This is a genomic window from Streptacidiphilus fuscans, from assembly GCF_015690355.1.
Classification (GTDB): Bacteria; Actinomycetota; Actinomycetes; order Streptomycetales; family Streptomycetaceae; genus Streptacidiphilus; species Streptacidiphilus fuscans.
The window spans coordinates 15,622-38,620 of record NZ_JADPRT010000011.1 but is presented as its reverse complement, the minus strand read 5'-3'; the positions used below and the strand labels follow the sequence as shown (position 1 = coordinate 38,620).

Below are 22,999 nucleotides of genomic sequence, written 5' to 3'. Positions count from 1 at the left end.
CCGGAGCACGAAGAACGGAGGCACAGGTGGCAACGGCGACCCAACAGCGGGGTACGCACTCCCGCCGCGCCCATGCGAGCCGGCCGAGCGGCGGCGCGCTCCCGGTGGACACCGTCGCCCGGGCGGCACTGGCCGCGATCGTCTTCGGCGCGCTGGTCGTGATCGGCATCTGGTGGAAGAACACCCTCGGCATCGTCGGCACGGACCAGTGGCTGACGAACGCCGGACGGATAACCGGCCTGCTGGCGGGATACACCGCGCCGGTCCTGCTGCTGCTGATGGCCCGCATCCCGCTGCTGGAGCACGAGATCGGGTCGGACCGGCTGGCCCGCTGGCACGCCATGGGCGGTCGCTACATGGTCGGCCTGGTCACCGCGCACGTGCTGTCCGTCATCTGGGGCTACGCGCTGACCGACCACACCAACGTGGTGGGTGAGGGCGTCACCATGGTGTTGACGTTCCCCGACATGATCAAGGCGAGCATCGGGACCGTGCTCATCTTCGCCACCGGCATCTTCTCCGCGCGCGCCGCACGCCGGAAGCTGAGCTACGACACCTGGTACTACCTCCACCTGGCCACCTACCTGGCCATCGCGCTGGGCTTTGAACACCAGCTGACCAACGGCGCCGACCTGGGCTCGGGCATCGGGCGGCTGTTCTGGTACGCGCTCTACGTCGGCACCGCCGGGGTGCTGGGCTGGTTCCGGCTGCTGCGGCCCGCGCTGCAGGATCGCAGGCACCAACTGCGGGTCGCCGAGGTCCGCCCGGAGGGGCCGGGGACGGTCTCGCTCTTCCTCACCGGCCGCCACCTCGACGAACTGGGCGCGGAGGCCGGGCAGTTCTTCCGGCTCCAGTTCCTCGCCCCCGGGCTGCGGTTCGCCGCCAACCCGTACTCGCTCTCGGCCCCGCCGACCGCCCAGTACCTGCGGTTCACGGTCAAGGACCTGGGCGGACACAGCGCCGCCGTGGCCCATCTCAAGTCCGGCACCAAGGTGCGCGCGGAAGGCCCGTACGGCGCGTTCACCGAGCGGCGGCGCCGGTCACGGCAGGTGCTGCTGCTGGCGGCGGGCGTGGGCATCACGCCGCTGCGGGCGCTCTTCGAGACGCTTCCGGCCCGACCGGGCGAGCTGACCCTGCTCTACCGGGCCAGCCGCGAGGAGGACGTCCTGTTCCACCGCGAGCTGGTGGCGATCGCCCAGTCACGCGGCGCGCGGCTGCAGTTCCTGGTCGGCCCGCGCTCGGAGGTCGGCGATCCGCTGGAACCGGCCACGCTCAACCGGCTGGTGCCCGGACTCGCCCGGCACGACGTCTTCCTCTGCGGGCCGGACCCGATGATGGAGAGCGCCGTGGCCGCACTCACCGCCGCCGGGGTTCCCCGACGACGCATCCACCACGAGTCGTTCAGCTTCTAGTCCGCCCACGAGATCCCACCGACCTGATCAAGGAGCTGCCGTGCGCCGCGCCATCGTCACCACCACCGCCACCGCGGCCGGCGTCGTCCTGCTGCTCTCGCTCAAGCCGCACGGGGCGGCGTCGGCGGCCGGGGCACCCGTCATCAGCTCCGGCTCCGGGACCGCGGCGAGCACCGGCGGCCAGCCGAACGGCTCGGCCTCCACCCCCGCCACGGGCTCGTCGTCCGGGTCGACCGGCTCGACCGGATCCACCGGTTCGGGCAGCTCGACAGGTTCGAGCGGCTCGACGAAGGGCACGTCGGGCTCCTCCTCGTCGTCCGGCGCCAAGTCCGGCACCTTCACCGGCCAGGCGGCGGACACCCGCTACGGTCCGGTCCAGGTCCAGCTGGTGGTCAGCGGCGGGAAGATCAGCAACGTCAACGTGCTGCAGTACCCGAACGAGAGCCAGCGCGACATGGACATCAACAGCTACGCGCTCCCGACCCTCAACCAGGAAGTGCTGTCCCAGCAGAGCGCGCAGATCGACATGGTCTCGGGTGCGACGTACACGAGCAACGGCTACGCCCAGTCGCTCCAGAGCGCACTCGACGCCGCCGGGATCAAGTGACCGCGGTGGACACGCCGTCCGGTCCTCCTGGTCCTCGCCCCGCGCTCACCCATGCCGAGCACGTCATGGGGACGGTGTTCTCCTTCGCCGTGCGCGATCCCTCCCCCGCCGTCGGCGAGGCGCTGCGCGAGGCCGTGGCGCGGCTGCACGCGATCGACGCGCTGTTCTCGCCGTACCGCGAGGAGAGCGAGGTGAGCCGGGTCGCCCGGGGCGAGCTCGCGCTCGCGGACGCGGACCCGCAGCTGACCGAGGTGCTGGAGCGCTGCCGCGAGGTGGCGACGGAGACCGACGGCTGGTTCACCCCGTACCCGGGCGGTCGACTGGACCCGAGCGGGTGGGTCAAGGGCTGGGCCGTCACCGAGGCCTGCGCGCTGCTCTGCCAGGCCGGTTCGACCGAGCACTGCGTCAACGGCGGCGGAGACATCCAGTCGGTCGGCGGCCCCTGGCGGATCGGCATCGCGGATCCGGCACGGTCCGGCGAGCTGGCGGCGGTGCTGGCCGGGCGGGATCTGGTCGTCGCCACCTCCGGGACGGCGGAGCGCGGGGCGCACGTCGTCGACCCGCACTCGGGCGAGGCGGCCACCGATCTGCTCTCGCTGACGCTGGTCACCAGCGGCCCCGGCCGACTGGCCCGCACCGACGCCTGGGCCACGGCCGCCTTCGCCATGGGCCCGGAACGCGGACTGGCCTGGGCCGAGCGGCAGCCCGACCTGGAGGCGCTGGCGATCCTCCCCGACGGCACCCGCCTGGCCACCAACGGATTCCTGCGCTTCGCGGGCTGAGCAACGCGGCGTTGCCACAGGCAGAACGCCCCGCCCGGCGGAGCCGGGACGGGGCGTTCGTGCATCACGCTGCGGCCTGAAGCAGGCCGAGGGATCAGGCGTTGATGATGATGATGTTCTCCGCCTGCGGGCCCTTCTGGCCCTGGGTGACGTCGAACTCGACCTTCTGGCCTTCCTGAAGCTCACGGAAGCCCTGGGCGTTGATGTTCGAGTAGTGGGCGAAGACGTCGGCGCCGCCGCCGTCCTGCTCGATGAAGCCGAAGCCCTTCTCGGCGTTGAACCACTTGACGGTACCGGTCGCCATAATCTTTGCCTCTTCTGTTTCTTGCGGACGTGCAAGCCAAGACCGTACACGCTAGGCGATCACTCGACCACGAAGCGCGCTGTACGCCACGCCGATGAGTGACGCAGTACTCAATCCTGTAGGCTGGCCCGCAGTTGCAGTCGTGGTTCCCTAAGCTTCACCGCCCGTGATCGCGATCACGGGCGTTCGTGCTTTCTGAGGTCTCTCCAGACCAGGGCGATCATTCCGGCGACATGGTGACCGCGGGCTTCCGCAGTCACTGATCAACTCTGGAAAAAGGAGAAACCTATGGCCACCGGTACCGTGAAGTGGTTCAACGCCGAGAAGGGCTTCGGCTTCATCGAGCAGGACGGCGGCGGCGCCGACGTCTTCGCTCACTACTCGAACATCAACTCGCAGGGCTTCCGCGAGCTCTTCGAGGGCCAGAAGGTCGAGTTCGACGTCACCCAGGGCCAGAAGGGCCCGCAGGCGGAGAACATCACCATCGTCGCCTGATCTGATCCGATCGCGGTTCGTCCGCATCGTGCGTCAGAAGCGGTGAAGGGGCGCCCCGTCCGGCTCGGCCGGACGGGGCGCTCGCGCATTCCGGGCTCTCCGCGAGTCCCGGAACCCGCCTATGCGGGGTTCCGCCGACGACGGGGCCGACCCTCGTCGCGGAACTTGAACCCACCCATCAGGAAGGCCAGCAGGCCCGCGCAGATGACGATCACTGCGATGGAGAAGCCGATCATCGCCAGGATCATCATGGTGTGCCCCTTTCCTCGCCTTGACCCGACCCTAGAACAATTCGGTCATACCTGCGATTCAGGTGCGTTTCGGGCGTGTCACCTTCCGCCCTCCGTGGCCTCCGGCCGTCCCCGACCGTCTCAGGCCAACTCAAACCGCCTCAGGCCGTGCGGCGGCGCAGGGTTGCCGCGCCGAGGGCCAGCGCCAGGAGCGTGCAGCCCAGGACCACAGCCAGATCCACCGCCACCCCCGCACCGAAGCCGGACTGCCGCGTCAGCTTGTCCATCGCGTCCACCGCGTAGGAGAGCGGCAGCACGTCGGAGATCCAGCGCAACACCGTCCCCATCTCCGCGCGCGGGGAGAAGAGACCACAGAGCAGGAGCTGCGGCAGCAGGAAGGCCGGCATGAACTGGACGGCCTGGAACTCGGTCGCCGCGAAGGCCGAGACGAAGAGGCCGAGCGCCATGCCCAGCAGCCCGTCCGCCACGGCGACGGCCAGCAGCGCCCAGCTCGGCCCGGCTACGCCGAGCCCGAGCAGACCCACCGTCAGCCCGAAGGCCAGCACCCCCTGGACCAGCGCCACCAGGCCGAACGCGAGGGCGTAGCCGAGCAGCAGGTCGAGCTTGCCCAGCGGCATGGTCAGCAGCCGCTCCAGTGTGCCGCTGGTCCGCTCGCGGAGCGTGGCCACGGCGGTGACCAGGAACATCACGATCATCGGGAAGATCCCGAGCATCGGCGCGCCGACGCTGTCGAAGACCTGCGGCGAGCCGTCGAAGACGTACTTGAGCAGCAGGATCAGCACGCACGGGACGACCAGCAGCATCGCCACGGTCCGTGGGTCGTTGCGCAGTTGCAGCAGCACACGGCGGGCGGTGGCGAGGGTACGGCGGACGTTCATCGGGCCTCCCCGGCGTCTTGGCGGTCAGCGCCCGACACCAGCGCGAGGAAGGCCGACTCGATGTCGGGCGCGCCGGTCGCGGCAAGCAGGGCGGCCGGGGTGTCGTCGGCCAGCATCCGGCCGTCGCGCATCAGCAGCAGCCGGGTGCAGCGGGCGGCCTCGTCCATGACGTGGCTGGAGACCAGCAGCGTGACGCCGTCGTCCGCGAGCCGGTGGAACAGCTGCCACAGGTCCTGCCGCAGCACCGGGTCCAACCCGACCGTGGGCTCGTCCAGGACGAGCAGCCGGGGCGAGCCGAGCAGTGCGGCCGCCAGCGAGACGCGTGCCCGCTGACCGCCGGAGAGCTGCCCGACCAGGTCCTTCTCCCTACCGGCCAGGCCGACCTGTTCCAGCACCCGCGCCGGATCGCTCCGGGGTGCGCCGAGCACCTCGGCGAAGTAGCGGAGGTTGGCCCCGATGCCGAGGTCCGCGTAGACGGACGGGGCCTGGGTGACATAGCCGACGCGGTCGCGCAGCTCCGGGCTTCCGGCGGGGCGGCCGAGGACGGTGACCGTGCCGGCCTGGATCTTCTGCACGCCGACGATCGAGCGCAGCAGCGTCGTCTTGCCACAACCGCTGGGACCGAGCAGGCCGGTGACCGAGCCCGTCGCGACGTCGAGGTCGATTCCGTGCAGCACCGGCCGTCCGCCGCGCACCACCGTCAGGCCGCTGACCTCGACGGCGTCGGCCGCGGCGCTAGAATTCATCATGTGATGAGTTTTGCTCCACGCCGAGCCGCTCGTCAAGCACCTGGGGGAAGGAACGGAGGTACTGACGGACGCCGCGCGTCAGTCCGTGAGGTAGCGCTGGATCGTCGGCGCCAGCAGGGAGACCAGCTCCTCCGGGTCCGCCGAGGCGATCGGCTCGGCGGCGAGGATGTAGCGGGCCATGGCCAGGCCGATGATCTGCGAGATCACCAACTCGACCCGCAGCTCCGGCCGGTCGACGCCGAGGCCCTGCGCGAGGCGGCCGACCAGCTCGCGGAGCATGAAGTCGCGCAGCAGTTCGGCGATGGCCTCGCTGGCGACGACCGTGCGCACCACGGCCAGAAGCCGGGCGAGCACCTCCGGCTGCTCCCACAGCGCCACCACGAAGCGGGCGACCCGCTCCCCCATCTCGGCCCGGTCCCCGTCCAGGATCACCGCCGCGACGGTGGCCGGGTCGATCGGGAAGTCCAGTGCGGCCAGGAAGAGTTGCTCCTTGCTGCCGAAGTAGTGGTGCAGCAGCGCGGGATCGACCCCGGCCACCCGGGCGATGCCGCGCATGCTGGCCTTCTCGTAGCCGCGCGCGGCGAACTCGGCGCGCGCGGCGTCCAGCACCACACCACGGGTGTCCGCGCCGCCGGGCCTGCGCCCGGTGCGTTTGGAGGCGGCCTTCCCGGCGGCGGGCGATCCCGCGCGCCGGTCCGGCCGCTGAGCGTCACTCATGTCTCCATGGTCCCCGACGCGACGCCCACGATGTTCGCCGCCTGCCCCGTGTCTCCGTCGGTTGTGGAGGCTCGGGTCAGTTGTAGACGCGGAGGTAGTCCACGGAGAAGGTGATCGGCGTGCTGCCGCTCGGGGCCGGGTGGTACTGACCCGCGCTGAGCGACAGGTTGAGGATCAGGTACGCGGACCAGTTGGCGCCCACGCCGGTGTTGTCGGAGTAGACCTTGACGCCGTTGATGTACCAGTCCACCGAGTTGGCACCGTACTTGGTGCCGATGGTGACCCACTGACCGGGCTTGATCGCGTTCGCGTCGGTGTAGTAGTCGTGCGCCGCGTTGACGTGGTTGGACAGTTCCAGCAGGTTCGGGTTGTCCGGGTGGTACTCGAACGAGTCAATCTCGCCGTTGCCGTTCTTCCAGGTCCACAGTGCGGGCCAGGCGCCCTGCTGGGTCGGGAGCTTGACGCGGGCCTCGACGTAGTCGCCGGTCTTGACCTGGAAGCCCTCCTGCGAACCCTCGGTGGTGAGCAGACCGGTGGTCCAGGCCTGCTGGCCGTTCTCCAGGGTGTGCGTGCTCGGCTGGGCGGTGAAGGTGGCGACGCCGTTGGCGACGGAGACGTCGTTCGGGTCGAGCCAGTCGAGCTTGTTGTCGCTCGGGTTGTGGTTGCCGTACTGGTAGGACGTGGTCGTGGTGCCGACCCAGCGCTGGCCCCAGGTGATCGGGTTGGTGAACTCCTCGTCCCAGACCGGGGTGGTGGAGGTGGCCACGCCGGCGGGCAGGCTGCTGCTCGGGGCGGGCGTCGAGGGGGTCGGGGCCGGGGTGGGCGTCGACGTCGGCTTCGGGGTCGGGGTCGACGTGGGGGCCGGGGTCGGGGTGCCCGTGGTGGTGCCGGAGCCGATGGTCAGGGTCTTGGCGGCCAGGTTGTGCCAGCCGGCGGCGTCCAGGTACGCGCCCATCATCGTGTAGCGGCCCGGCGCGAAGGTGCGGCTGCCGGCGTGGAAGGTGAGCCCGGTCGGGCAGATCCGCGCGTTGCTGTCCCACTGCGGGAAGTCGACGTTGTTGCCGGAGGCGTCACGGACCGCGACACCGATGCTGCGCACGGTGGTGCACGCGGTGGAGCGGACCGTGAGGGTGGCACTCGCGGTGTCGCCGCTGGTGGGCGCGGTCAGGCCGGTCTCGCTGACGCTCGGCGTGGCCGCATCGGCCTGGGTGCTCACGACGGCGCCGCCGAGCAGCAGGGCGGGCGCGGCGGTGAAGGCCAGTATTCGGGCAGGGGTGGACAGGGTGGGTCGCATGGCGCCTCTCCGACGCCTGCGAGGTGAGCTGTCGGGTTCGGGCCGGAAGGCTGGCCCGGCCGCGCGGCGGCGGCTTCACCCCAAGCCCCGGCCTCCCCTGCGCGTGGGCGCGCAGGGCACAGCGGGGCGCTTACCTGGTTCCCCCGCTCCGGCCCGTGGTACTCGTGCGATCCGGCGTCGACGGGCAGGACAAGGCGTACCGGCGCACGGTGTCCGTCTGTGGCAGACGGACTCGGGCAGGTTAGGCAGATGAGGTCGGCGCACCCCAAGCTCTCGCGAGGTATTGAGGGCTATCTCACAGATCCTTTACATCCGGAGAACGGGCCTGCTCAGACGCCCGCACCGACCGCCTGATCAGAGCGCCTGCTCGATCGCCGGGAGCATCTCCTGGAAGGTGCGGCCCTGCGCCGGGATGCCGATGGCCGCCATCTGCCAGCCGCCGACCGCGTCCCGGTAGACCTTGGCCATCACCTGGCCGGTGTGCGGGCCCCCGCCGCTGAGCGTGTAGCGGGCCAGCTCGTCGCCGGTGGCCTCGTCGACCAGACGGCAGTGGGCGCGCTGCACCTCCTGGAAGCTCTGGCCGTTGTACGAGTTGACCGTGAAGACGATCTGGGTGATCCGGTCGGGAACCCGGCGCAGGTCGACCAGGATCGACTCGTCGTCCTCACCGCCCTTGCCGCCGACCAGGTTGTCGCCGGTGTGGCGCACCGAACCGTCGTTGCTCACCAGGTGCTGGAAGAAGACCACGTCCGCCAGCGAGCCGTGGGAGTAGAGCACCGCCGAGGCGTCCAGGTCGATCTCGCGACGACGGGTGCCGAACAGGCCCTTGCGCGGCGCCGCCTGCCACCCCAGGCCCATACGCACCAGGGACAGCGAGGCTCCGCCGTCCTTCTCCAGACTTACGCTCTGACCCTTGCTCAGGTTCACCGACACGGCACGCCCCTCCCGAACTCGTTCGCGAACCGCAGCCTCGGAACCGCCGCCCGTCCGGCTCCGATGCAGCCCTCACAGCACCATACGACCCGAACGGGCCTGCGGGTTCCCCGAGAGTCCCGACGATCACTCAGGCGGTGCACTCAGGCGAGGCCCGCTTCGCGCATCTGGCGCAACTCCTTCTTCAGTTCGTTCACCTCGTCACGGAGCCGCGCGGCGACCTCGAACTGCAGCTCGGCCGCGGCGGCGTGCATCCGGTCGGTCAGCTCGCCGATCAACTCGGCCAGTTCGGCCGCGGGCAGGCCCTTGGCGTCCTTCGAGCCCGCGGCGGCCGCGGCCTTGGCGCCGAGCGCCGGGACCGGGGCCTTCTGGCCGCGTCCGCCGCCACCGCCCTGGCGGTAGCCGGTGCTGAGCAGCTCGGCGGTGTCCATGTCCTCGCGGGCGAGCGAGTCGAGGATGTCGCCGATCTTCTTGCGCAGCGGCTGCGGGTCGATGCCGTGCTCGCGGTTGTAGGCCTGCTGGATCTCGCGTCGCCGGTTGGTCTCATCGATCGCCCGCTCCATGGCGGGGGTGATCCGGTCCGCATACATGTGGACCTGGCCGGAGACGTTACGGGCCGCACGGCCGATCGTCTGGATCAGCGACCGGGGCGAGCGCAGGAAGCCCTCCTTGTCCGCGTCCAGGATCGCCACCAGCGAGACCTCGGGCAGGTCGAGGCCCTCACGGAGCAGGTTGATGCCGACCAGCACGTCGTACTCGCCCGCGCGCAGCTGGCGCAGCAGCTCGACCCGGCGCAGGGTGTCGATGTCGCTGTGCAGGTACCGGACCCGGATGCCGAGTTCGAGCATGTAGTCGGTGAGGTCCTCGGACATCTTCTTGGTCAGGGTGGTGACCAGGACGCGCTCGTCCTTCTCGGTGCGCAGCCGGATCTCGTGGACCAGGTCGTCGATCTGACCCTCCGTCGGCTTGACCACGATCTCCGGGTCGATCAGGCCGGTCGGGCGGATGATCTGCTCGACCGCGCCGTCGCCGCGGGAGAGCTCGTAGTCGCCCGGGGTGGCCGAGAGGTAGACCGTCTGACCAATGCGCTCGACGAACTCCTCCCACTTGAGCGGGCGGTTGTCCATCGCCGAGGGCAGCCGGAAGCCGTGCTCGACCAGCGCCCGCTTGCGCGAGGCGTCGCCCTCGTACATCGCGCCGATCTGCGGCACGGTGACGTGCGACTCGTCGATGACCAGGAGGAAGTCCTCCGGGAAGAAGTCCATCAGGGTGTTGGGCGCGCTGCCCGGATCACGGCCGTCGATGTGCCGGGAGTAGTTCTCGATGCCGGAGCAGGTGCCGATCTGACGCATCATCTCGATGTCGTACGTCGTGCGCATGCGCAGCCGCTGGGCCTCCAGCAGCTTGCCCTGCTTCTCCATCTTGGCGAGGGTCTGCTCCAGCTCGGTCTCGATGCCGGAGATGGCGTGCTCCATCCGCTCCGGACCGGCCACGTAGTGGGAGGCCGGGAAGACGTGGAGCGTCTGGTCCTCGCTGATCACCTCGCCGGTGAGCGGGTGCAGCGTGCTGAGCGCCTCGATCTCGTCGCCGAACATCTCGATCCGGACCGCGAGCTCCTCGTAGACCGGGAAGATCTCGATGGTGTCGCCGCGCACCCGGAAGGTGCCGCGGGTGAAGGCGACGTCGTTCCGGTTGTACTGGATCTCGACGAAACGGCGCAGCAGCTGGTCGCGGTCGATCTCGTCGCCGACCTTGAGCTGGACCATGCGGTCCACGTACTCCTGCGGCGTTCCCAGGCCGTAGATGCAGGAGACGGAGGCGACCACCACGACGTCGCGCCGGGTCAGCAGCGAGTTGGTGGCCGAGTGGCGCAGCCGCTCGACCTCCTCGTTGATCGAGGAGTCCTTCTCGATGTAGGTGTCCGTCTGCGCGATGTACGCCTCGGGCTGGTAGTAGTCGTAGTACGAGACGAAGTACTCGACGGCGTTGTTCGGCAGCAGCTCGCGGAACTCGTTGGCCAGCTGGGCGGCCAGCGTCTTGTTCGGCGCCATGACCAGCGTCGGGCGCTGGAGCTTCTCGATCATCCACGCCGTGGTCGCGGACTTGCCGGTGCCGGTGGCGCCGAGCAGGACCACGTCCTTCTCGCCCGCGCGGACACGACGCTCGAGCTCCGCGATGGCGGCGGGCTGGTCGCCGTTGGGCTGGTAGGGACTGACGACCTCGAAAGGCGCCACGGACCGCTGAAGATCGGTGATGGGTCTCACGGCACCAACCGTACGACCCCCCACTGACAAACCCCTCCCGGACGGGAGAACGCACCCACGAGATGTCAGCGGTGAGCACTAGGCTGGGCCCACCGTGTGCCACTGGGGCACAACATCAGGGAGCGACGCATGACCACTGTGCCCACGCCCGATGGAGGCGCGCTCATCTCGCGGCCGGAGTTGAGCGCGGCCGCGCTCAAAGCAGCGCTCGCGATCGTGTCACCCAACCAGCTCCCCCGGATGCTCGAGGACGAGGCCAAGGCCGTTACCGAGACGTTCCGCACGGACGACACGACGCATGTCCGGGCGTTCCTGATGCACTGGGCGACCGTAGTGGAAATCGAGCGTTTCCCCGACCGGGCCAGGTCCTATCACCAGGCCGAGTACGAGGCCCACAACGCCACGACCGTCGACGAGTGCCGCAAGTACGCCAGCATCGTCGGCGACATCTGGCGCACCTGCTTCGCGGCGGTCAGCAAGTGACCTGGGCCTGGGACTACAACCCTGACAAGACCCACGTCGCAGGGGGCGCGCCACTCGCGTTCCTGGCAGCAGTCGAGGAGAAGGTCGCCGAGGTGGTCAGGATGGCAGAGGCGGTCTACCTGGACGGGACGGCCTACACCGGTGGACCGCTGTCTCTGGAGACCGTCGCGGTCAAGGGCGGGATGTTCACCTACGGGATCATTCCGCGCCTTGAGCTGGTGCTCGTCCATTCGGTGAGCCCGAACCCCTGATCCGCCCCGCGGGCAGACTCAGGAGGTCGCGGCTATCTGCTTGCTGTCGCGGGCCAGTGCGACCAGGCGGGATATCGCGCGGAAGTACTTCTTCTTGTAGCCGCCGGCCAGCATCTCCTCGCTGAAGATGGAGTCGAAGCCCGCGCCGGAGGCGACGATCGGCAGTTCGCGGTCGTACATCCGGTCCGCCAGGACGACGAGGCGCAGCGCCGTGCTCTGGTCCGCGACGGGGGTGACGCCGCGCAGGAAGACGGCGTCCACGCCGTCCAACAGGGCGCCGTAGCGGCTGGGGTGGACCTCGGAGAGGTGGTCGAGGAGCGCGTCGAAGTCGTCCAGGGACGCGCCCTCGCCGTAGGACGCGGCGAGTTGGGCGACCTCGGCGTCGACGTACGGCGGCGGGGCCTCGGGGAGGCCGCGGTGGCGGTAGTCCTGGCCGTCGATGCGGACGCTGCGGAACCGCGAGGCCAGCCCCTGGATCTCGCGCATGAAGTCGGACGCCGCGAAACGGCCCTCGCCCAGCTTGCCGGGCAGGGTGTTGGAGGTGGCGGCCAGCTTCACGCCCGCCTCGGCGAGGCGGGTCAGCAGGGTGGAGACCAGGACGGTGTCGCCCGGGTCGTCCAGTTCGAACTCGTCGATGCAGAGCAGGGTGTGCCCGGACAGCGCCTGGACCGCCTGCTGGAAGCCGAGCGCGCCGACCAGGTTGGTCAGCTCGACGAAGGTGCCGAAGGCCTTGGAGCCGGGCGTCGCGTGCCAGAGCGAGGCGAGCAGGTGGGTCTTGCCGACGCCGTAGCCGCCGTCGAGGTAGATGCCGCCGGGACCGGCCGGGGTCGCGGGCTGCGTCGAACGGCCGAACCAGCGCTTCTTCGCCGCAGGTGCGGCGCCGCGCGACGACAGGCCGGACGCGAACGCCTCCAGGATCCGCACGGCCTCGCTCTGGCTCGGCTGCTGCGGGTCAGGGATGTACGTGGCGAAGCGCGCTCCCTGGAAGCGCGGCGGCGGGACCATCTCGGCGATCAGCCGCTCGGCTGCAACGACGGGCCGGCGCTCGGACAGGGCTATAGGCGACACGAGTCCCAAGGGTACGGTCCGCGGGGGCGTGGAAGACTGCCCCATGTGCGCAGACTGCTTCCTTACGCCCCCGATGTGACCGACCTCACCCCGCAGACGCCCGGGGACACCGAGGCCGGCGCGGGGGCCGCTGACGTCGAGTGGAGCCTGGACCAACTCGCCGCCGCCTACGCGTATCCCGCCGAGGTCGTGGGCGCGGGACGGCCGTGGCTGCGCGGCAACATGGTCAGCAGCCTGGACGGCGCCGCCCGGCTGGACGGCCTGTCCGAGGGTCTCTCCTCGCCTGCCGACAAGCGGATCTTCGGGGTCCTGCGGGCGCTCGCCGACGTGGTGATCGTCGGCGCGCAGACCGTGCGGGCGGAGGGCTACCGTCCGGCCCGCGCCCGGGAGCACTTCGCCGCCGACCGCGCGGCGCGCGGACAGAGCCCCGCGCCGGTGATCGCCGTGGTGACGGCGAGCCTGGACCTGGACTTCACACTGCCGCTCTTCACCGAGCCGCTGGTGCGGACGATCGTGGTCACCGCCGAGCACGCTCCGGCGGACCGTTTGGTAAAGGCGCGGCAGGTCGCCGACGTCGTGCTGGCGGGCGAGCAGGAGGTCGACCTGGCCCGCGCCGCGACGGCCCTGGCGGAGCGTGGACTGCTGCGTCAGCTGACCGAGGGCGGGCCGCGCCTGCTCGGGCAACTGGCGGAAGCCGGGCGGCTGGACGAGCTCTGCCTCACCCTGGCACCCCTAATCGCAGCCGGCGACGCGCCGCGGATCGCGCACGGCGCGACCTCCGTGGCAGAGCGCATGGAGCTGCTCGGCTTGCTGGAGGAGAAAGGTTTCCTCTTTGCTCGCTACGCCCGTAGCGTGAAGATTGCGCAATAACGGAGCAAGAGACTCCGCTTATTGCGAGAGGATGCACGACGGGTCGGAGAACCACGGGTTCGACGGATCGCGAACGATGGCAAGGACAACCGAAAGGACGCACGTGTTCACCACCGTACTGTTGATCGAGAAGGCCCTCTCCGATGCCGACGCCGACATGGTGACCACCCTGCACGGCGAGGAGCCCGTCTCGTTCCACGTCGTCATGCAGCCGCGCGGCAAGCAGGACGAGCTGCTGCGCGCGATCGACGACGTCGCCTTCGGTTATCTGGAGCAGGCCGCGAAGGAGCGGGACGAGCCGCACGGCCAGGACGCGCTCTCGGCCGCCGACGCCTCCCTCCAGCAGACGCTGCGGCTGCTGCGCGAGCACGGAGCGGCGCAGGCGGAGGGCGCGGTGGTGGACCACAACCCGCTGGACGGTCTGAAGGACCTGGTCAAGGAGGTCGAGGCGGACGAGGTCATCGTTCTTGCCGCACCGCACTGGGTCGAGGGCCTCTTCCACCGCGACTGGGCCTCGCAGGCTCGGCACAAGGTCGGGGTCCCGGTGCTTCAGCTCTTCGCGCAGCAGGCTTGACCCGACGACGGGACGTTGCACTTCCTTAGGGGACGAGAAACCACCGATGAGCGGATGGCGCTGCACGTTCGGGGCTTTACCGGTGTGGGTGGCTTGTCGCGCAGTTCCCCGCGCCCCTAGGTAGTGCAACTGCCCCGCCGGCGCAGGTCGCGCGGTGGCTGCGACGCGTGGCGCGCGCGATACGGCAGAATCGAGGCGACCGCACGCCCGGCCCGCCGGGTTGGTACGACCCTCGGAGCCCGACACCATGACCGCCGCCCCGGCAGCCACGTCAGCAACGTCCGCGCCCCTGTCCGCCCCGCACTTCATCGGCATCGGGGGCGCCGGCATGTCCGGGCTGGCCAAGATCCTCGCGCTGCGCGGCGCCCAGGTCTCGGGCAGCGACGCCAAGGAGTCCACGGTCGTCCTCGCCCTGCGGCAGCTGGGCGCGGACGTCCATGTCGGCCACGCCGCCGAGCACGTCCCGGCGGAGGCCAGCTGCATCGTCGTCTCCAGCGCGATCCGCGAGGACAACCCGGAGATCGTCGAGGCGCGGCGGCGCGGCCTGCCGATCATCCACCGTTCCGACGCGCTGGCCGCGTTGATGGCGGGCCGCCGGGCGCTGGCCGTCGCGGGCACGCACGGCAAGACCACCACGACGAGCATGCTGGCGGTCAGCCTGACCGCACTCGGCGTGGACCCGTCCTTCGCCATCGGCGGCGACCTCAACGAGCCGGGCAGCAACGCCCACCACGGCACCGGCGAGATCTTCGTCGCGGAGGCGGACGAGAGCGACCGCAGCTTCCAGAAGTACACGCCCGAGGTCGCCATCGTCCTCAACGTGGAGCTGGACCATCACGCCAACTACGCGTCCATGGACGAGATCTACGAGTCCTTCGAGGCGTTCTGCGACCGGATCACGCCCGGTGGTGCTCTGGTCGTCGACATCGACCACGCGGGTGCGGCGGAGCTGGCCTCCCGGGTCGCCGGGCGGCAGTTCGAGATCGTGACCGTCGGCGAGGGCGAGCGCGCCGACGTGCGGATCCTGAAGATCGTGCCGCGTGGTATGACGAGCGACGTGACCGTCGCACTCCCAGAGGGCGAGGAGCTGACCTTCACCGTCAACGTCCCCGGCCGCCACTACGCGCACAACGCCGTGGCCGCCCTCGCCGCAGGCGTGAAGCTCGGCATTCCGGCGGCGGAGCTCGCACCCGCGCTCAGCAGCTACCAGGGCGTGCGGCGTCGGCTGCAGCTCAAGGGCGAGTCGGCGGGCGTCCAGGTGATCGACTCCTACGCGCACCACCCGACCGAGATCGCCGCGGACCTCCAGGCCATCCGCGAGGCGGCGGGCGAGGGGCGCGTGGTCGTGGTCTTCCAGCCGCACCTGTTCAGCCGGACCCGCGAGCTGGGCCTGGAGATGGGCGAGGCGCTCGCGCTGGCCGACCAGGTCCTGGTGCTGGACATCTACCCGGCGCGCGAGGACCCGATCCCGGGCGTCACCAGCGAGATCGTCATCGAGTCGGCCCGCGCCAAGGGCACCGACGTCCAGGGCGTCCACTCGCTGGCGGCCGTTCCGGAGCTGGTCGCGGGAATCGCGAAGCCCGGTGATCTCGTTCTCACCATGGGCGCCGGGGACGTCACCTTCCTCGGCCCGGAGATCCTGTCCCGCCTGGACACCCTCGGCTGACCGAAGGAGCGCGCGATCATGGCCTACGACATCGAGAAGACCGACGCCGAGTGGCGTGAGGAGCTGACGCCCGCCGAGTACGCGGTGCTGCGTGAGGCGGGCACCGAGCGTCCGTTCGTCGGCGAGTACACGGACACCAAGACGGAGGGCGTCTACTCCTGCCGTGCCTGCGGCAACGAGCTGTTCACCTCGGGCACCAAGTTCGAGTCGCACTGCGGCTGGCCGAGCTTCTACGACCCGCGCGACTCGTCCGCGGTGGAGTTGATCGAGGACCGCACGCACGGCATGGTCCGGGTCGAGGTCCGCTGCGCCAAGTGCGGTTCGCACCTCGGGCACGTCTTCGAGGGCGAAGGCTACCCGACGCCGACCGACCAGCGGTACTGCATCAACAGCATCTCGCTGAAGTTGCGCCCTCACGAGAAGTAGTTGTCCGAATTCCAGTAAGGAAACCTGATCAGAACTCGACTAGCCTGACCCCCTGCTCACTCGCACAACTTGCAGAGGACAGGTGGACGAGGTCGTGCCTGCCATCGAGTTCCAGGTGCTCGGTCCGATGCGGGGCCGGTGCGGCTCCTCGGCGTTGGCGATGGGCACGCCGCAGCAGCAGGCGATGCTGGCCACCCTGCTGCTGCGTCCCGGCCGCTCGGCCGGGGCGGACGAGCTGATCGAGGCGTTGTGGGGCGACCGCTCGCCCTGCCGGGCCAAGTCGATCCTGCGCACCTACGCCTGGCGCTGGCGCAAGGCGCTGAGCTGCGACAGCGCCGCCGACGGCGGGCCGGGGATCCTGCTCTCCGTCTCCGGCGGCTACCGGGTGGACCTGCCGGAGCAGGCCGTCGACGCCGCACAGGCCGAACTGCTCGCCGCCCGCGCCGAACAGGCGCGGGCCGCCGAGCGCCTGCACGAGGCGGCGGACCTGCTGCGCGAGGCGGTCGCGCTGTGGCAGGGCGAGCCGTTGGCCGGAGTCCCCGGCCCCTTCGCCGAGCGGCAGCGGCACCGCTACGCCGAGCTGCGGCTGTGCCTGATCGAGCAGCGGATCGGGCTGGACGTGACCCTGGGACGCGCGGCGGCGTGCATACCGGAGCTGACCGCGCTGACGGCCGAACACCCGCTGCGCGAACGGATGCACGGCCTGCTGATGCGGGCGCTGGCCCAGGTCGGCCGCCAGAGCGACGCGCTGACGCTCTATCAGGACGTACGTCGGCGACTTGCCCGGGAGTTGGGCGTCGATCCGGGCCACGAGCTGACCTCCATCCACGCCACCGTCCTGGACGGCCGTTGTCCCGTTGCAGCAGCTGCCGCAGCAGCCGAAGCCGCAGCCGTGTCGGCGCCATCCGCGTCCGTTTCGGGAGCGCCCCGGGAGGTGGCGGGCCCGGTCGCGACGGCCGAGACCGACGAGCGGCCGGACGGCGGCGCGCTGCGGACCGCACGCAGGCGACCGCCGGTACCGGCACAACTGCCGCCGCAGGAGCCGGACTTCGTCGGCCGCGCCGGGCTGGTCGAGGACCTGTGCGCGGCGTTGGCCGGACCGGAGCGGACCGCGCCGCCGGTGCTGGCGCTGTCCGGGATGGGCGGCGTCGGCAAGACCGCGCTGGCGCTGCACCTGGCCCACCGCAGCCGGGCGGCCTTCCCCGACGGTCAGCTCTACGTCGATCTGCGCGGCAACACGGGCAGCGCCGCCGACCCGGAGGAGGTGCTCGGCCACTTCCTCGGCGCCCTGGGGCTGGCCCCGGACGAGGTGCCGGACGGAGTCACGGCCCGCTCCGCGCTGTTCCGGTCCACGGCGGACGGGCGGCGGCTGCTGATCGTGCTCGACAACGCGGCGGGCGCGGCCCAGGTCCGCCCGCTGCTGCCGGGGGCGGCCGCCTGCGCGGTGGTGCTGACCAGCAGGATGCGGCTGGCCGGGCTGCCCATCACCGCCCAGCCGGACCTGGGCGTCTTCGAGCCCGACGAGGCGCTGCGGCTGCTGCGGGCGGTGGCCGGTGACGCCCGCGTCGACGCCGAGGGCGAGGCGGCGGTCGAGCTGGTCCAGGCCTGCGGCCGACTGCCGCTGGCCGTGCGCATCGTGGCCACCCGCCTGGCCGCGCGGCCGTCCTGGACGGTGCGGGCGCTGGTCGAGCGGCTGACGGACGAGCGTCGCCGGATCGACGAGCTGCGGATCGGCGAGCTGGCGGTCGCGGCGGCCTTCGAGCTCGGCTACGGCCAGCTCACCGAGGCGCAGGCGGCAGCGTTCCGCCTGCTCGGAGCCGTCGACGCGGCCGAGTTGGGGCTGGCCTCGGCCGCGGCGCTGCTGGACAACGACCCGACCCACGCCGAGGAGCTGCTGGAGTCCCTGGTCGACGTCGCAATGCTGGAGTCCCCGGCCGAGAACCGCTATCGGCACCACGGCCTGCTCCGCGACTTCGCCCGCCGCGTCTCCGCGCGCACCGCTCCGGGCGAGGAGCGCGCGGCGCGGGCGCGGCTGCTGGACTCCCTGCTGTCCAGGGCGTGTGCGGCGTTCGAGCAGGCCGTTCCCGGGGATCCTGTCCGGGACGCGCTCGGAGCAGTGACGCTGCCGGGCTCGGGTTCCGGCGCGTCGTTCCGCAGCGCGGCGGAGGCGCGCACGTGGGCGCAGACCGAGGGTCCGGGCGCACTGGACCTGGCCGCCCGGGTCGCACGGGAGTCGCTCGACGAGAGCCCCCCTCACCCCTGCGACGACCACGGCTACGCGGCGCTGCTCCCCCGAGCCGTCAACCTGCTGATCGCTCTCAGCCCGTTCGGGCCTTGTGTGCGACGCCGCCAACTCGCCGAGACCGTCGACGCGCTGGCTCGGGCAGCGGCCCGACACGGGGACCGGCACACGGAGGGGCGGGCGCGGTTCCTGGCGGGCAACATCGCCGTAGGCGCCGGCCGTTGGTCCGAAGCCGAGCCGGAGACCGTGCGCGCGGTGGAACTGTGCCGGGACGCCCAGGACGCCCAGGACGCCCGGGATCACGGCGAGGGCGGCTACGACGGCGACGGCGGCAAGGGCGGCGGCGACCTGGTGATCCTGCGTCAGGCGCTCAACGACCTCGGTGTGATCGCCCACGCGCAGGGCCGGGACGAGGAGGCCGTGCTGCGGTTCGGCGAGGCGACGGCGCTGGCCCGGATCCTCGGCCACCGGAGCGGGGAGACGGCCTCCCTGCTCAACGCCGCCGTGGCCCGGATCCGCACCGGGCGCGCCCACGAGGTGCTGGAGCAGTGCCGCCCGCTGCTGGCCCGGCTGCGCGCGGAGGAGGACTGTGCCGGGACCGCCCACACCTTGTTCGTCCTCGGCCTCGCGTACGACGCGCTGGACCACCCGGCCGATGCCGTCGCACACCTGACCGCTGCGGCCGAGGCGTGGACCGCGGCCCCGTTGCCCGGCCGTGCCGCGCACGCCCACCAGCGGCTGGCCGAACTCCTCTACCGCGACGGCGAGTCGGACCGGGCGCGAGCCCATGCCGAGGCAGCACTCGACGAGTTCGAGAACTCCGGCAGCGCGGCCGACCGCCGCAGCGCCCGCCAACTCCTCGACCGCACGCGCGCGGCACGCGTCCCTGCGCGGGTTCCGGGGCCTGTTCGGGCCGAGCCGCCGTTCACCGAGGACCGGCGCTGCCTCCGGTGACGATGGTGTTCCAGTCCTGCGTGCCGACGCTCATGGTGTGCCGTTCCTTCCCGGGCGTTCCTACCGTGCCCCCTGCCCAGTTCTGAACGTGAGCATGCCCAGGAGGCGTCTACGGCCGATCTACGCGCACGTAGATCGGCTGTTGAACACGGTCGGGCAGCCTGTCTCCCCGTCAGGCACACACACCGCCACAAGCGGAATGTGCATCACCCCGTTTCAACCAGGGAGAGGGGACAGAGATGAAGGTCCTGTTCGCCGTTCGCAACGCCGTCTTCGCCCAGAAGAGCCTCAAGGCCAGCGTCTGGTACCTGTGGTACTGAGCCGACGGATCGCATCCCCACGCCCTGCGAGGTGATGCACCACGGGGCCCGCGCCCGGCGCCGTCGATCCCCTCGACAGGCCGGGGGCGGGCCCTGCCCTTCACACCCGCACCGCCACTCCCGCACTGCTGAACTCCCGGAATTCCGGAGACCCGTGATGCCCGCTGCCCCCACCCTGACCACCGGACGGACCACGGTCCTCTCGCCGCGCCTGGCCGCCCTGCTCGACGACCACCTCGGCAAGGACGCCTTCCGGCTGGAACCCGACACCATGGGCGTCGCCGGCCACGAGCTGACGGACCGGATCCTCGCCGCACGGCGCGCCACCGAGACCGAGCGGCCGACCTTCAAGCCGCTGCACGGCCGGTCCATCTCCCGTCCCGAGGCGTCCTCGGTGACCCAGACCGTCGGCCGTGACGTGCGGAAGGCCCTTACGCACCCGATCCCGGCGGGCGCGGACCTCTCCGGCCCATGGCCGCTCACCGGCCACATGCTGCTGCGCGACATGGTGCTCGGCGGCGACCCCGGCCGGCTCAAGATGCTGATGAGCCGCAATCTTGAGCTGACCCCGATCCTCACCTGGACGGTGATCGCCGCGGGTGCGGCCCTGCCGCTCCGCATCCCGGCCACCTCGGCCGCCAGCAACCTCGCCGAGCTGACCGCGCAGGCGGGCAGCTACCAGGACCGCCGCTACGCGATGGGCATCTACCGGCGGGCCGCCGCGCCGGTCTGCTTCACCGTCTCGACGCTGGTGGCCAACGCGCTCTGGCTGGGCGCGCCGTTCGACGACGAGGCCTCGAACCGCAACATCGTCCTGGAGTCGCTGCGGCTGCTGCCGCCGTCCTGGAACATCCTGCGCCGCGCCTCGCCCGAGTACCCGGAGATCGATCCGCGGATCGGCCCGGCCGACGACGTGCTGGTGCTGCCGCTGCTCTCGCACCGCGACCCGGCGCTGTGGGAGGACCCGAACGAGTTCCGCCCCGAGCGCTGGGACGAGCTCGACCCCGACCACACGCCCGGCTACCTCCCCTTCGGGCACGTCTCCGAACGGTGCTGGGGGCGGCACATGGTGATGCCGCTGGCGGAGCTGCTGCTCGACCGGCTCCGTACGGACGGGCTGACGGTCGACCCGGACCAGCGCCGCGCCAAGGTCCCGCTGCTCGGCCTGCTGGGGGTCGAGGAGGTCCGGGTCACCCGGGCGCGCAAGGCGCTGTGACGTTCGACTGCTCTCCCGGATCGCGGATCCGGGAGAGCAGCCGTATTGTCCAGCTGGACTTTTGACGGTGCGTCAGCGGTTGAGCGGCATCGTCATGGTGGGCTTGACCGGGTTGACGTCCGGCCGGACGCGGCTGACGGCCGTGCCCATCGAGAAGAACTCGACCGCGTGCTCGCCCCAGAAGCGGTGGTCGTTGACGAAGGTGCCGACGATGCCGTCCGCGCCGAGCTGCTGGCCCTCGTACTGCATCCGGGCCATCGCCAGCTCGCGGGCGTCGTAGAGGGCCTGGGTGAACTGCGGCATCTCCGCGTTCTGGCCCACCTGGGACAGCATCTGACGCATCGTCTGGTGCGCGACGTGGTAGACGCAGTTGCCGAGGACCAGGCGGCGCGGCAGCCACCCGTGCTGCCAGAGCGTCCAGAAGTCCTGGCCGTTGAGGCTGGTGGTGAACGGCTTGCCGTTGGGCGCACGGTAGTTGGTGCCGTCGGTGGCCTTGACGGCGGTGCCGGTGGCGAAGAACTCGATGACGTCCGACATGAAGGCGTAGTTCACCGGCCGCAGGGTCACCCCGACGATGCCGTCCGCGCCGAGCTCCGCGGCCTCCGCCTCCATCCGGCTCATGGCCAGCTCGCGGACGTTGTACATGGCCTGGGTGAGAATGCCCAGCTCCTGGCTGGTCTTCCAGCCGCCGTACTGGACGCCGACGTGGTAGACGCTGGTGCCCATCACCATGCCGAGCGGCTCGAAGCCCGACTCGGTGACCAGGACGAACTCGTTGACCGAGAGGTCCGAGGTGAAGCAGGGCCGTCCCTGCCGCGACCCGTCCAGACGTCCGCGCGCGATCTCCGAGACCTGAACCTGCTGATAGCCGGGCGTGCTCATGTGGTTCCCCCTGCCTTCCCCGTAGCTGCCTCCGGACCGTCCACGACGTGACGGACCGGCCCGAACCCTACCCCTCGTGGCCCGACTCCGGTCGTTCAGCCTCCGTTCACCTGGAGCCCTCTTGGCGATCGCGACGGACGTTGGCCAAAGTTGGCTATACAACTTTGGAGAGAGGGTCGAACCGAATGACCGCCACCGAGACGGCCGCCGAGACCGCCGCCGCAGGCACGGGCCGCACGCGCACACCCCGGCCCACCGCACTGTCGGCGGTGTGGCTGCGCGACAACTGCGGCTGCGCCGAGTGCCGCGACCCCGGCACGGGCCAGAAGCTGTTCCAGATCACCGACCTGCCGGACTCGCTCGCCATCGCCTCCGCCGAGCAGCGGACCGAGGCCGGACGCGACGGCTCAGGCAGCGGGGACGGCTCAGACAGCTCGGAAGGCTGGGACGTCGTCTGGTCCCCCGACGGCCACCGTTCGCACTACGACGCGGCCTGGCTCGCCGCCGCAGCCCAGCCCGACCCTCGCGCCGAGGACGGCAAGGAGCTCTGGCCGTTCGCCGAGGACCTGGACGGCCGGCTCCCGGAGACGTCCTGGGACGCGTACCGCAGCGACGACCGCGAGCGGCTGCGGATGCTGGACGCCGTCCGCAGCCTCGGGTTCTGCCTGCTGCGCGGCGTACCGCTGGAGGACGGCCAGGTGCAGCAGGTGGCCCTGAGCTTCGGCTTCGTCCGGGAGACCAACTACGGCCTCCAGTTCGAGGTCCGCGTCGAGGAGCAGCCCAACAACCTGGCCTTCACCAATGTCGCGATCACCCCGCACACCGACAACCCGTACCGCGACCCGGTGCCGACGCTGCAGTTGCTGCACTGCCTGGTCAACGACGCGCTCGGCGGCGACTCCGGCCTGGTCGACGGATTCGCCGTCGCCGCCCGGCTGCGGGAGCAGGACCCGGAGGCGTTCGCCGTACTGACCACCACCCCGGTCGAGTTCGCCTTCCGCGACGCGGTGACGGAACTGAGCGCGCACCGACCGCTGATCGACGTGGACGCCGAGGGCCGGATCCGCGAGGTGCGCTTCAACAACCGCTCCCTCGGCACGCTCCGGCTCCCCGCGGCGCGGACCGACGCCTTCTACCGGGCGTACCGCGCCTTCGCCGAGTTGCTGCTCGCACCGGAGGCGCAGCTGGAGTTCCGGCTCGGCCCCGGCGACTGCCTGATCTTCGACAACACCCGTCTGCTGCACGCCCGTACGGCGTTCGAGCGCGGCGGCGCCCGGCATCTCCAGGGCTGTTACGCGGATCTGGACGCGCTGCTGAGCACCGTCGCGGTGCTGCGCCGCACGCACGAGGAGCAGAACTGA

At 71.0% G+C, this 22,999-nt stretch carries 24 protein-coding genes and 1 riboswitch; of the genes, 14 read left to right on the top strand and 10 right to left on the bottom strand.

Annotation, left to right across the window (positions count from 1 at the left end):
- Positions 1 to 26: 26 nt before the first annotated feature.
- The 3 genes from I2501_RS24630 to I2501_RS24620 are packed head-to-tail and all read left to right on the top strand — an operon-like array spanning position 27 to position 2,801.
- Positions 27 to 1,412, top strand: coding sequence for a ferredoxin reductase family protein (locus I2501_RS24630; RefSeq protein ID WP_196196387.1), 1,386 nt, complete (start codon positions 27 to 29; stop codon positions 1,410 to 1,412).
- A 40-nt stretch (positions 1,413 to 1,452) separates the two neighbouring features.
- Positions 1,453 to 2,019, top strand: coding sequence for an FMN-binding protein (locus tag I2501_RS24625; RefSeq protein ID WP_196196386.1), 567 nt, complete (start codon positions 1,453 to 1,455; stop codon positions 2,017 to 2,019).
- 5 nt (positions 2,020 to 2,024) lie between these two features.
- The gene (locus tag I2501_RS24620; RefSeq protein ID WP_328806593.1) at positions 2,025 to 2,801 is read left to right on the top strand and encodes an FAD:protein FMN transferase; all 777 of its coding nucleotides are present in this window, start codon (positions 2,025 to 2,027) and stop codon (positions 2,799 to 2,801) included.
- Between the two features lie 94 nt (positions 2,802 to 2,895).
- Here I2501_RS24620 and I2501_RS24615 read toward each other — a convergent pair whose 3' ends face one another.
- On the bottom strand, positions 2,896 to 3,105 hold the full coding sequence (locus I2501_RS24615; protein WP_196196385.1) for a cold-shock protein: 210 nt from the start codon (positions 3,103 to 3,105) through the stop codon (positions 2,896 to 2,898).
- A 288-nt stretch (positions 3,106 to 3,393) separates the two neighbouring features.
- Between I2501_RS24615 and I2501_RS24610 the strand changes: the two genes are divergently transcribed.
- Positions 3,394 to 3,600, top strand: a complete 207-nt coding sequence (locus I2501_RS24610) for a cold-shock protein (RefSeq protein ID WP_196196384.1) — start codon at positions 3,394 to 3,396, stop codon at positions 3,598 to 3,600.
- A gap of 119 nt (positions 3,601 to 3,719) precedes the next feature.
- Here I2501_RS24610 and I2501_RS40325 read toward each other — a convergent pair whose 3' ends face one another.
- The 7 genes from I2501_RS40325 to uvrB form a co-directional block, all read right to left on the bottom strand.
- Positions 3,720 to 3,851 (bottom strand): hypothetical protein, encoded by a 132-nt coding sequence (locus I2501_RS40325; RefSeq protein ID WP_268926977.1) that lies wholly within the window; start codon positions 3,849 to 3,851, stop codon positions 3,720 to 3,722.
- Between the two features lie 140 nt (positions 3,852 to 3,991).
- Positions 3,992 to 4,729: an ABC transporter permease gene (locus tag I2501_RS24605; RefSeq protein ID WP_196196383.1), complete on the bottom strand. Its 738-nt coding sequence runs from the start codon at positions 4,727 to 4,729 to the stop codon at positions 3,992 to 3,994.
- A complete protein-coding gene (locus I2501_RS24600; protein WP_215909983.1) occupies positions 4,726 to 5,475 on the bottom strand; it encodes an ABC transporter ATP-binding protein in 750 nt (249 codons plus the stop codon). Before I2501_RS24600 ends, I2501_RS24605 begins: the two co-directional genes overlap by 4 nt.
- An 81-nt stretch (positions 5,476 to 5,556) precedes the next feature.
- The gene (locus I2501_RS24595; RefSeq protein ID WP_196196381.1) at positions 5,557 to 6,195 is read right to left on the bottom strand and encodes a TetR/AcrR family transcriptional regulator; all 639 of its coding nucleotides are present in this window, start codon (positions 6,193 to 6,195) and stop codon (positions 5,557 to 5,559) included.
- A 76-nt stretch (positions 6,196 to 6,271) separates the two neighbouring features.
- Positions 6,272 to 7,489 (bottom strand): glycoside hydrolase family 16 protein, encoded by a 1,218-nt coding sequence (locus I2501_RS24590; RefSeq protein ID WP_196196380.1) that lies wholly within the window; start codon positions 7,487 to 7,489, stop codon positions 6,272 to 6,274.
- Positions 7,488 to 7,676: riboswitch (cyclic di-AMP (ydaO/yuaA leader) on the bottom strand. It overlaps the preceding gene by 2 nt.
- Before the next feature lie 167 nt (positions 7,677 to 7,843).
- On the bottom strand, positions 7,844 to 8,422 hold the full coding sequence (locus I2501_RS24585) for a TerD family protein (RefSeq protein WP_196196379.1): 579 nt from the start codon (positions 8,420 to 8,422) through the stop codon (positions 7,844 to 7,846).
- 143 nt (positions 8,423 to 8,565) lie between these two features.
- Positions 8,566 to 10,686 carry an excinuclease ABC subunit UvrB gene (uvrB, locus tag I2501_RS24580; RefSeq protein WP_196196378.1) on the bottom strand — a complete coding sequence of 707 codons (2,121 nt, stop codon included), beginning with the start codon at positions 10,684 to 10,686 and terminating at the stop codon, positions 8,566 to 8,568.
- Positions 10,687 to 10,815: 129 nt separating this feature from the next.
- Here uvrB and I2501_RS24575 point away from each other — a divergent pair, with 129 nt between their 5' ends.
- Together I2501_RS24575 and I2501_RS24570 are read left to right on the top strand one after the other, a co-directional pair.
- Positions 10,816 to 11,169, top strand: coding sequence for a hypothetical protein (locus I2501_RS24575; RefSeq protein ID WP_196196377.1), 354 nt, complete (start codon positions 10,816 to 10,818; stop codon positions 11,167 to 11,169).
- On the top strand, positions 11,166 to 11,420 hold the full coding sequence (locus tag I2501_RS24570) for a hypothetical protein (RefSeq protein ID WP_196196376.1): 255 nt from the start codon (positions 11,166 to 11,168) through the stop codon (positions 11,418 to 11,420). Before I2501_RS24575 ends, I2501_RS24570 begins: the two co-directional genes overlap by 4 nt.
- 18 nt (positions 11,421 to 11,438) lie before the next feature.
- Here I2501_RS24570 and zapE read toward each other — a convergent pair whose 3' ends face one another.
- A complete protein-coding gene (zapE, locus tag I2501_RS24565) occupies positions 11,439 to 12,533 on the bottom strand; it encodes a cell division protein ZapE (RefSeq protein ID WP_196196375.1) in 1,095 nt (364 codons plus the stop codon).
- Between zapE and I2501_RS24560 the strand changes: the two genes are divergently transcribed.
- The 7 genes from I2501_RS24560 (at position 12,534) to I2501_RS24535 (ending at position 20,756) form a co-directional block, all read left to right on the top strand.
- The gene (locus I2501_RS24560) at positions 12,534 to 13,358 is read left to right on the top strand and encodes a pyrimidine reductase family protein (RefSeq protein WP_408022780.1); all 825 of its coding nucleotides are present in this window, start codon (positions 12,534 to 12,536) and stop codon (positions 13,356 to 13,358) included.
- A gap of 103 nt (positions 13,359 to 13,461) precedes the next feature.
- A complete protein-coding gene (locus tag I2501_RS24555) occupies positions 13,462 to 13,932 on the top strand; it encodes an indole-3-glycerol phosphate synthase (protein WP_196196374.1) in 471 nt (156 codons plus the stop codon).
- A 247-nt stretch (positions 13,933 to 14,179) separates the two neighbouring features.
- Complete coding sequence (murC, locus tag I2501_RS24550) at positions 14,180 to 15,598, top strand: UDP-N-acetylmuramate--L-alanine ligase (protein WP_196196373.1); 1,419 nt, start codon at positions 14,180 to 14,182, stop codon at positions 15,596 to 15,598.
- Positions 15,599 to 15,616: 18 nt separating this feature from the next.
- Complete coding sequence (msrB, locus tag I2501_RS24545) at positions 15,617 to 16,024, top strand: peptide-methionine (R)-S-oxide reductase MsrB (protein WP_196196372.1); 408 nt, start codon at positions 15,617 to 15,619, stop codon at positions 16,022 to 16,024.
- 94 nt (positions 16,025 to 16,118) lie between these two features.
- The gene (locus tag I2501_RS24540) at positions 16,119 to 19,220 is read left to right on the top strand and encodes an AfsR/SARP family transcriptional regulator (RefSeq protein ID WP_196196371.1); all 3,102 of its coding nucleotides are present in this window, start codon (positions 16,119 to 16,121) and stop codon (positions 19,218 to 19,220) included.
- 239 nt (positions 19,221 to 19,459) lie between these two features.
- Entirely contained in the window at positions 19,460 to 19,540 is an 81-nt protein-coding gene (locus I2501_RS40960; RefSeq protein WP_215909979.1) for a tryptorubin family RiPP precursor, read from the top strand.
- Between the two features lie 157 nt (positions 19,541 to 19,697).
- On the top strand, positions 19,698 to 20,756 hold the full coding sequence (locus I2501_RS24535; protein ID WP_196196370.1) for a cytochrome P450: 1,059 nt from the start codon (positions 19,698 to 19,700) through the stop codon (positions 20,754 to 20,756).
- 72 nt (positions 20,757 to 20,828) lie between these two features.
- On the opposite strand, the gene I2501_RS24530 is transcribed toward I2501_RS24535, so the two are convergent.
- Positions 20,829 to 21,638 (bottom strand): heavy metal-binding domain-containing protein, encoded by an 810-nt coding sequence (locus tag I2501_RS24530; protein ID WP_196196369.1) that lies wholly within the window; start codon positions 21,636 to 21,638, stop codon positions 20,829 to 20,831.
- A gap of 185 nt (positions 21,639 to 21,823) precedes the next feature.
- Between I2501_RS24530 and tmpA the strand changes: the two genes are divergently transcribed.
- Complete coding sequence (gene tmpA, locus I2501_RS24525) at positions 21,824 to 22,999, top strand: 2-trimethylaminoethylphosphonate dioxygenase (RefSeq protein ID WP_196196368.1); 1,176 nt, start codon at positions 21,824 to 21,826, stop codon at positions 22,997 to 22,999.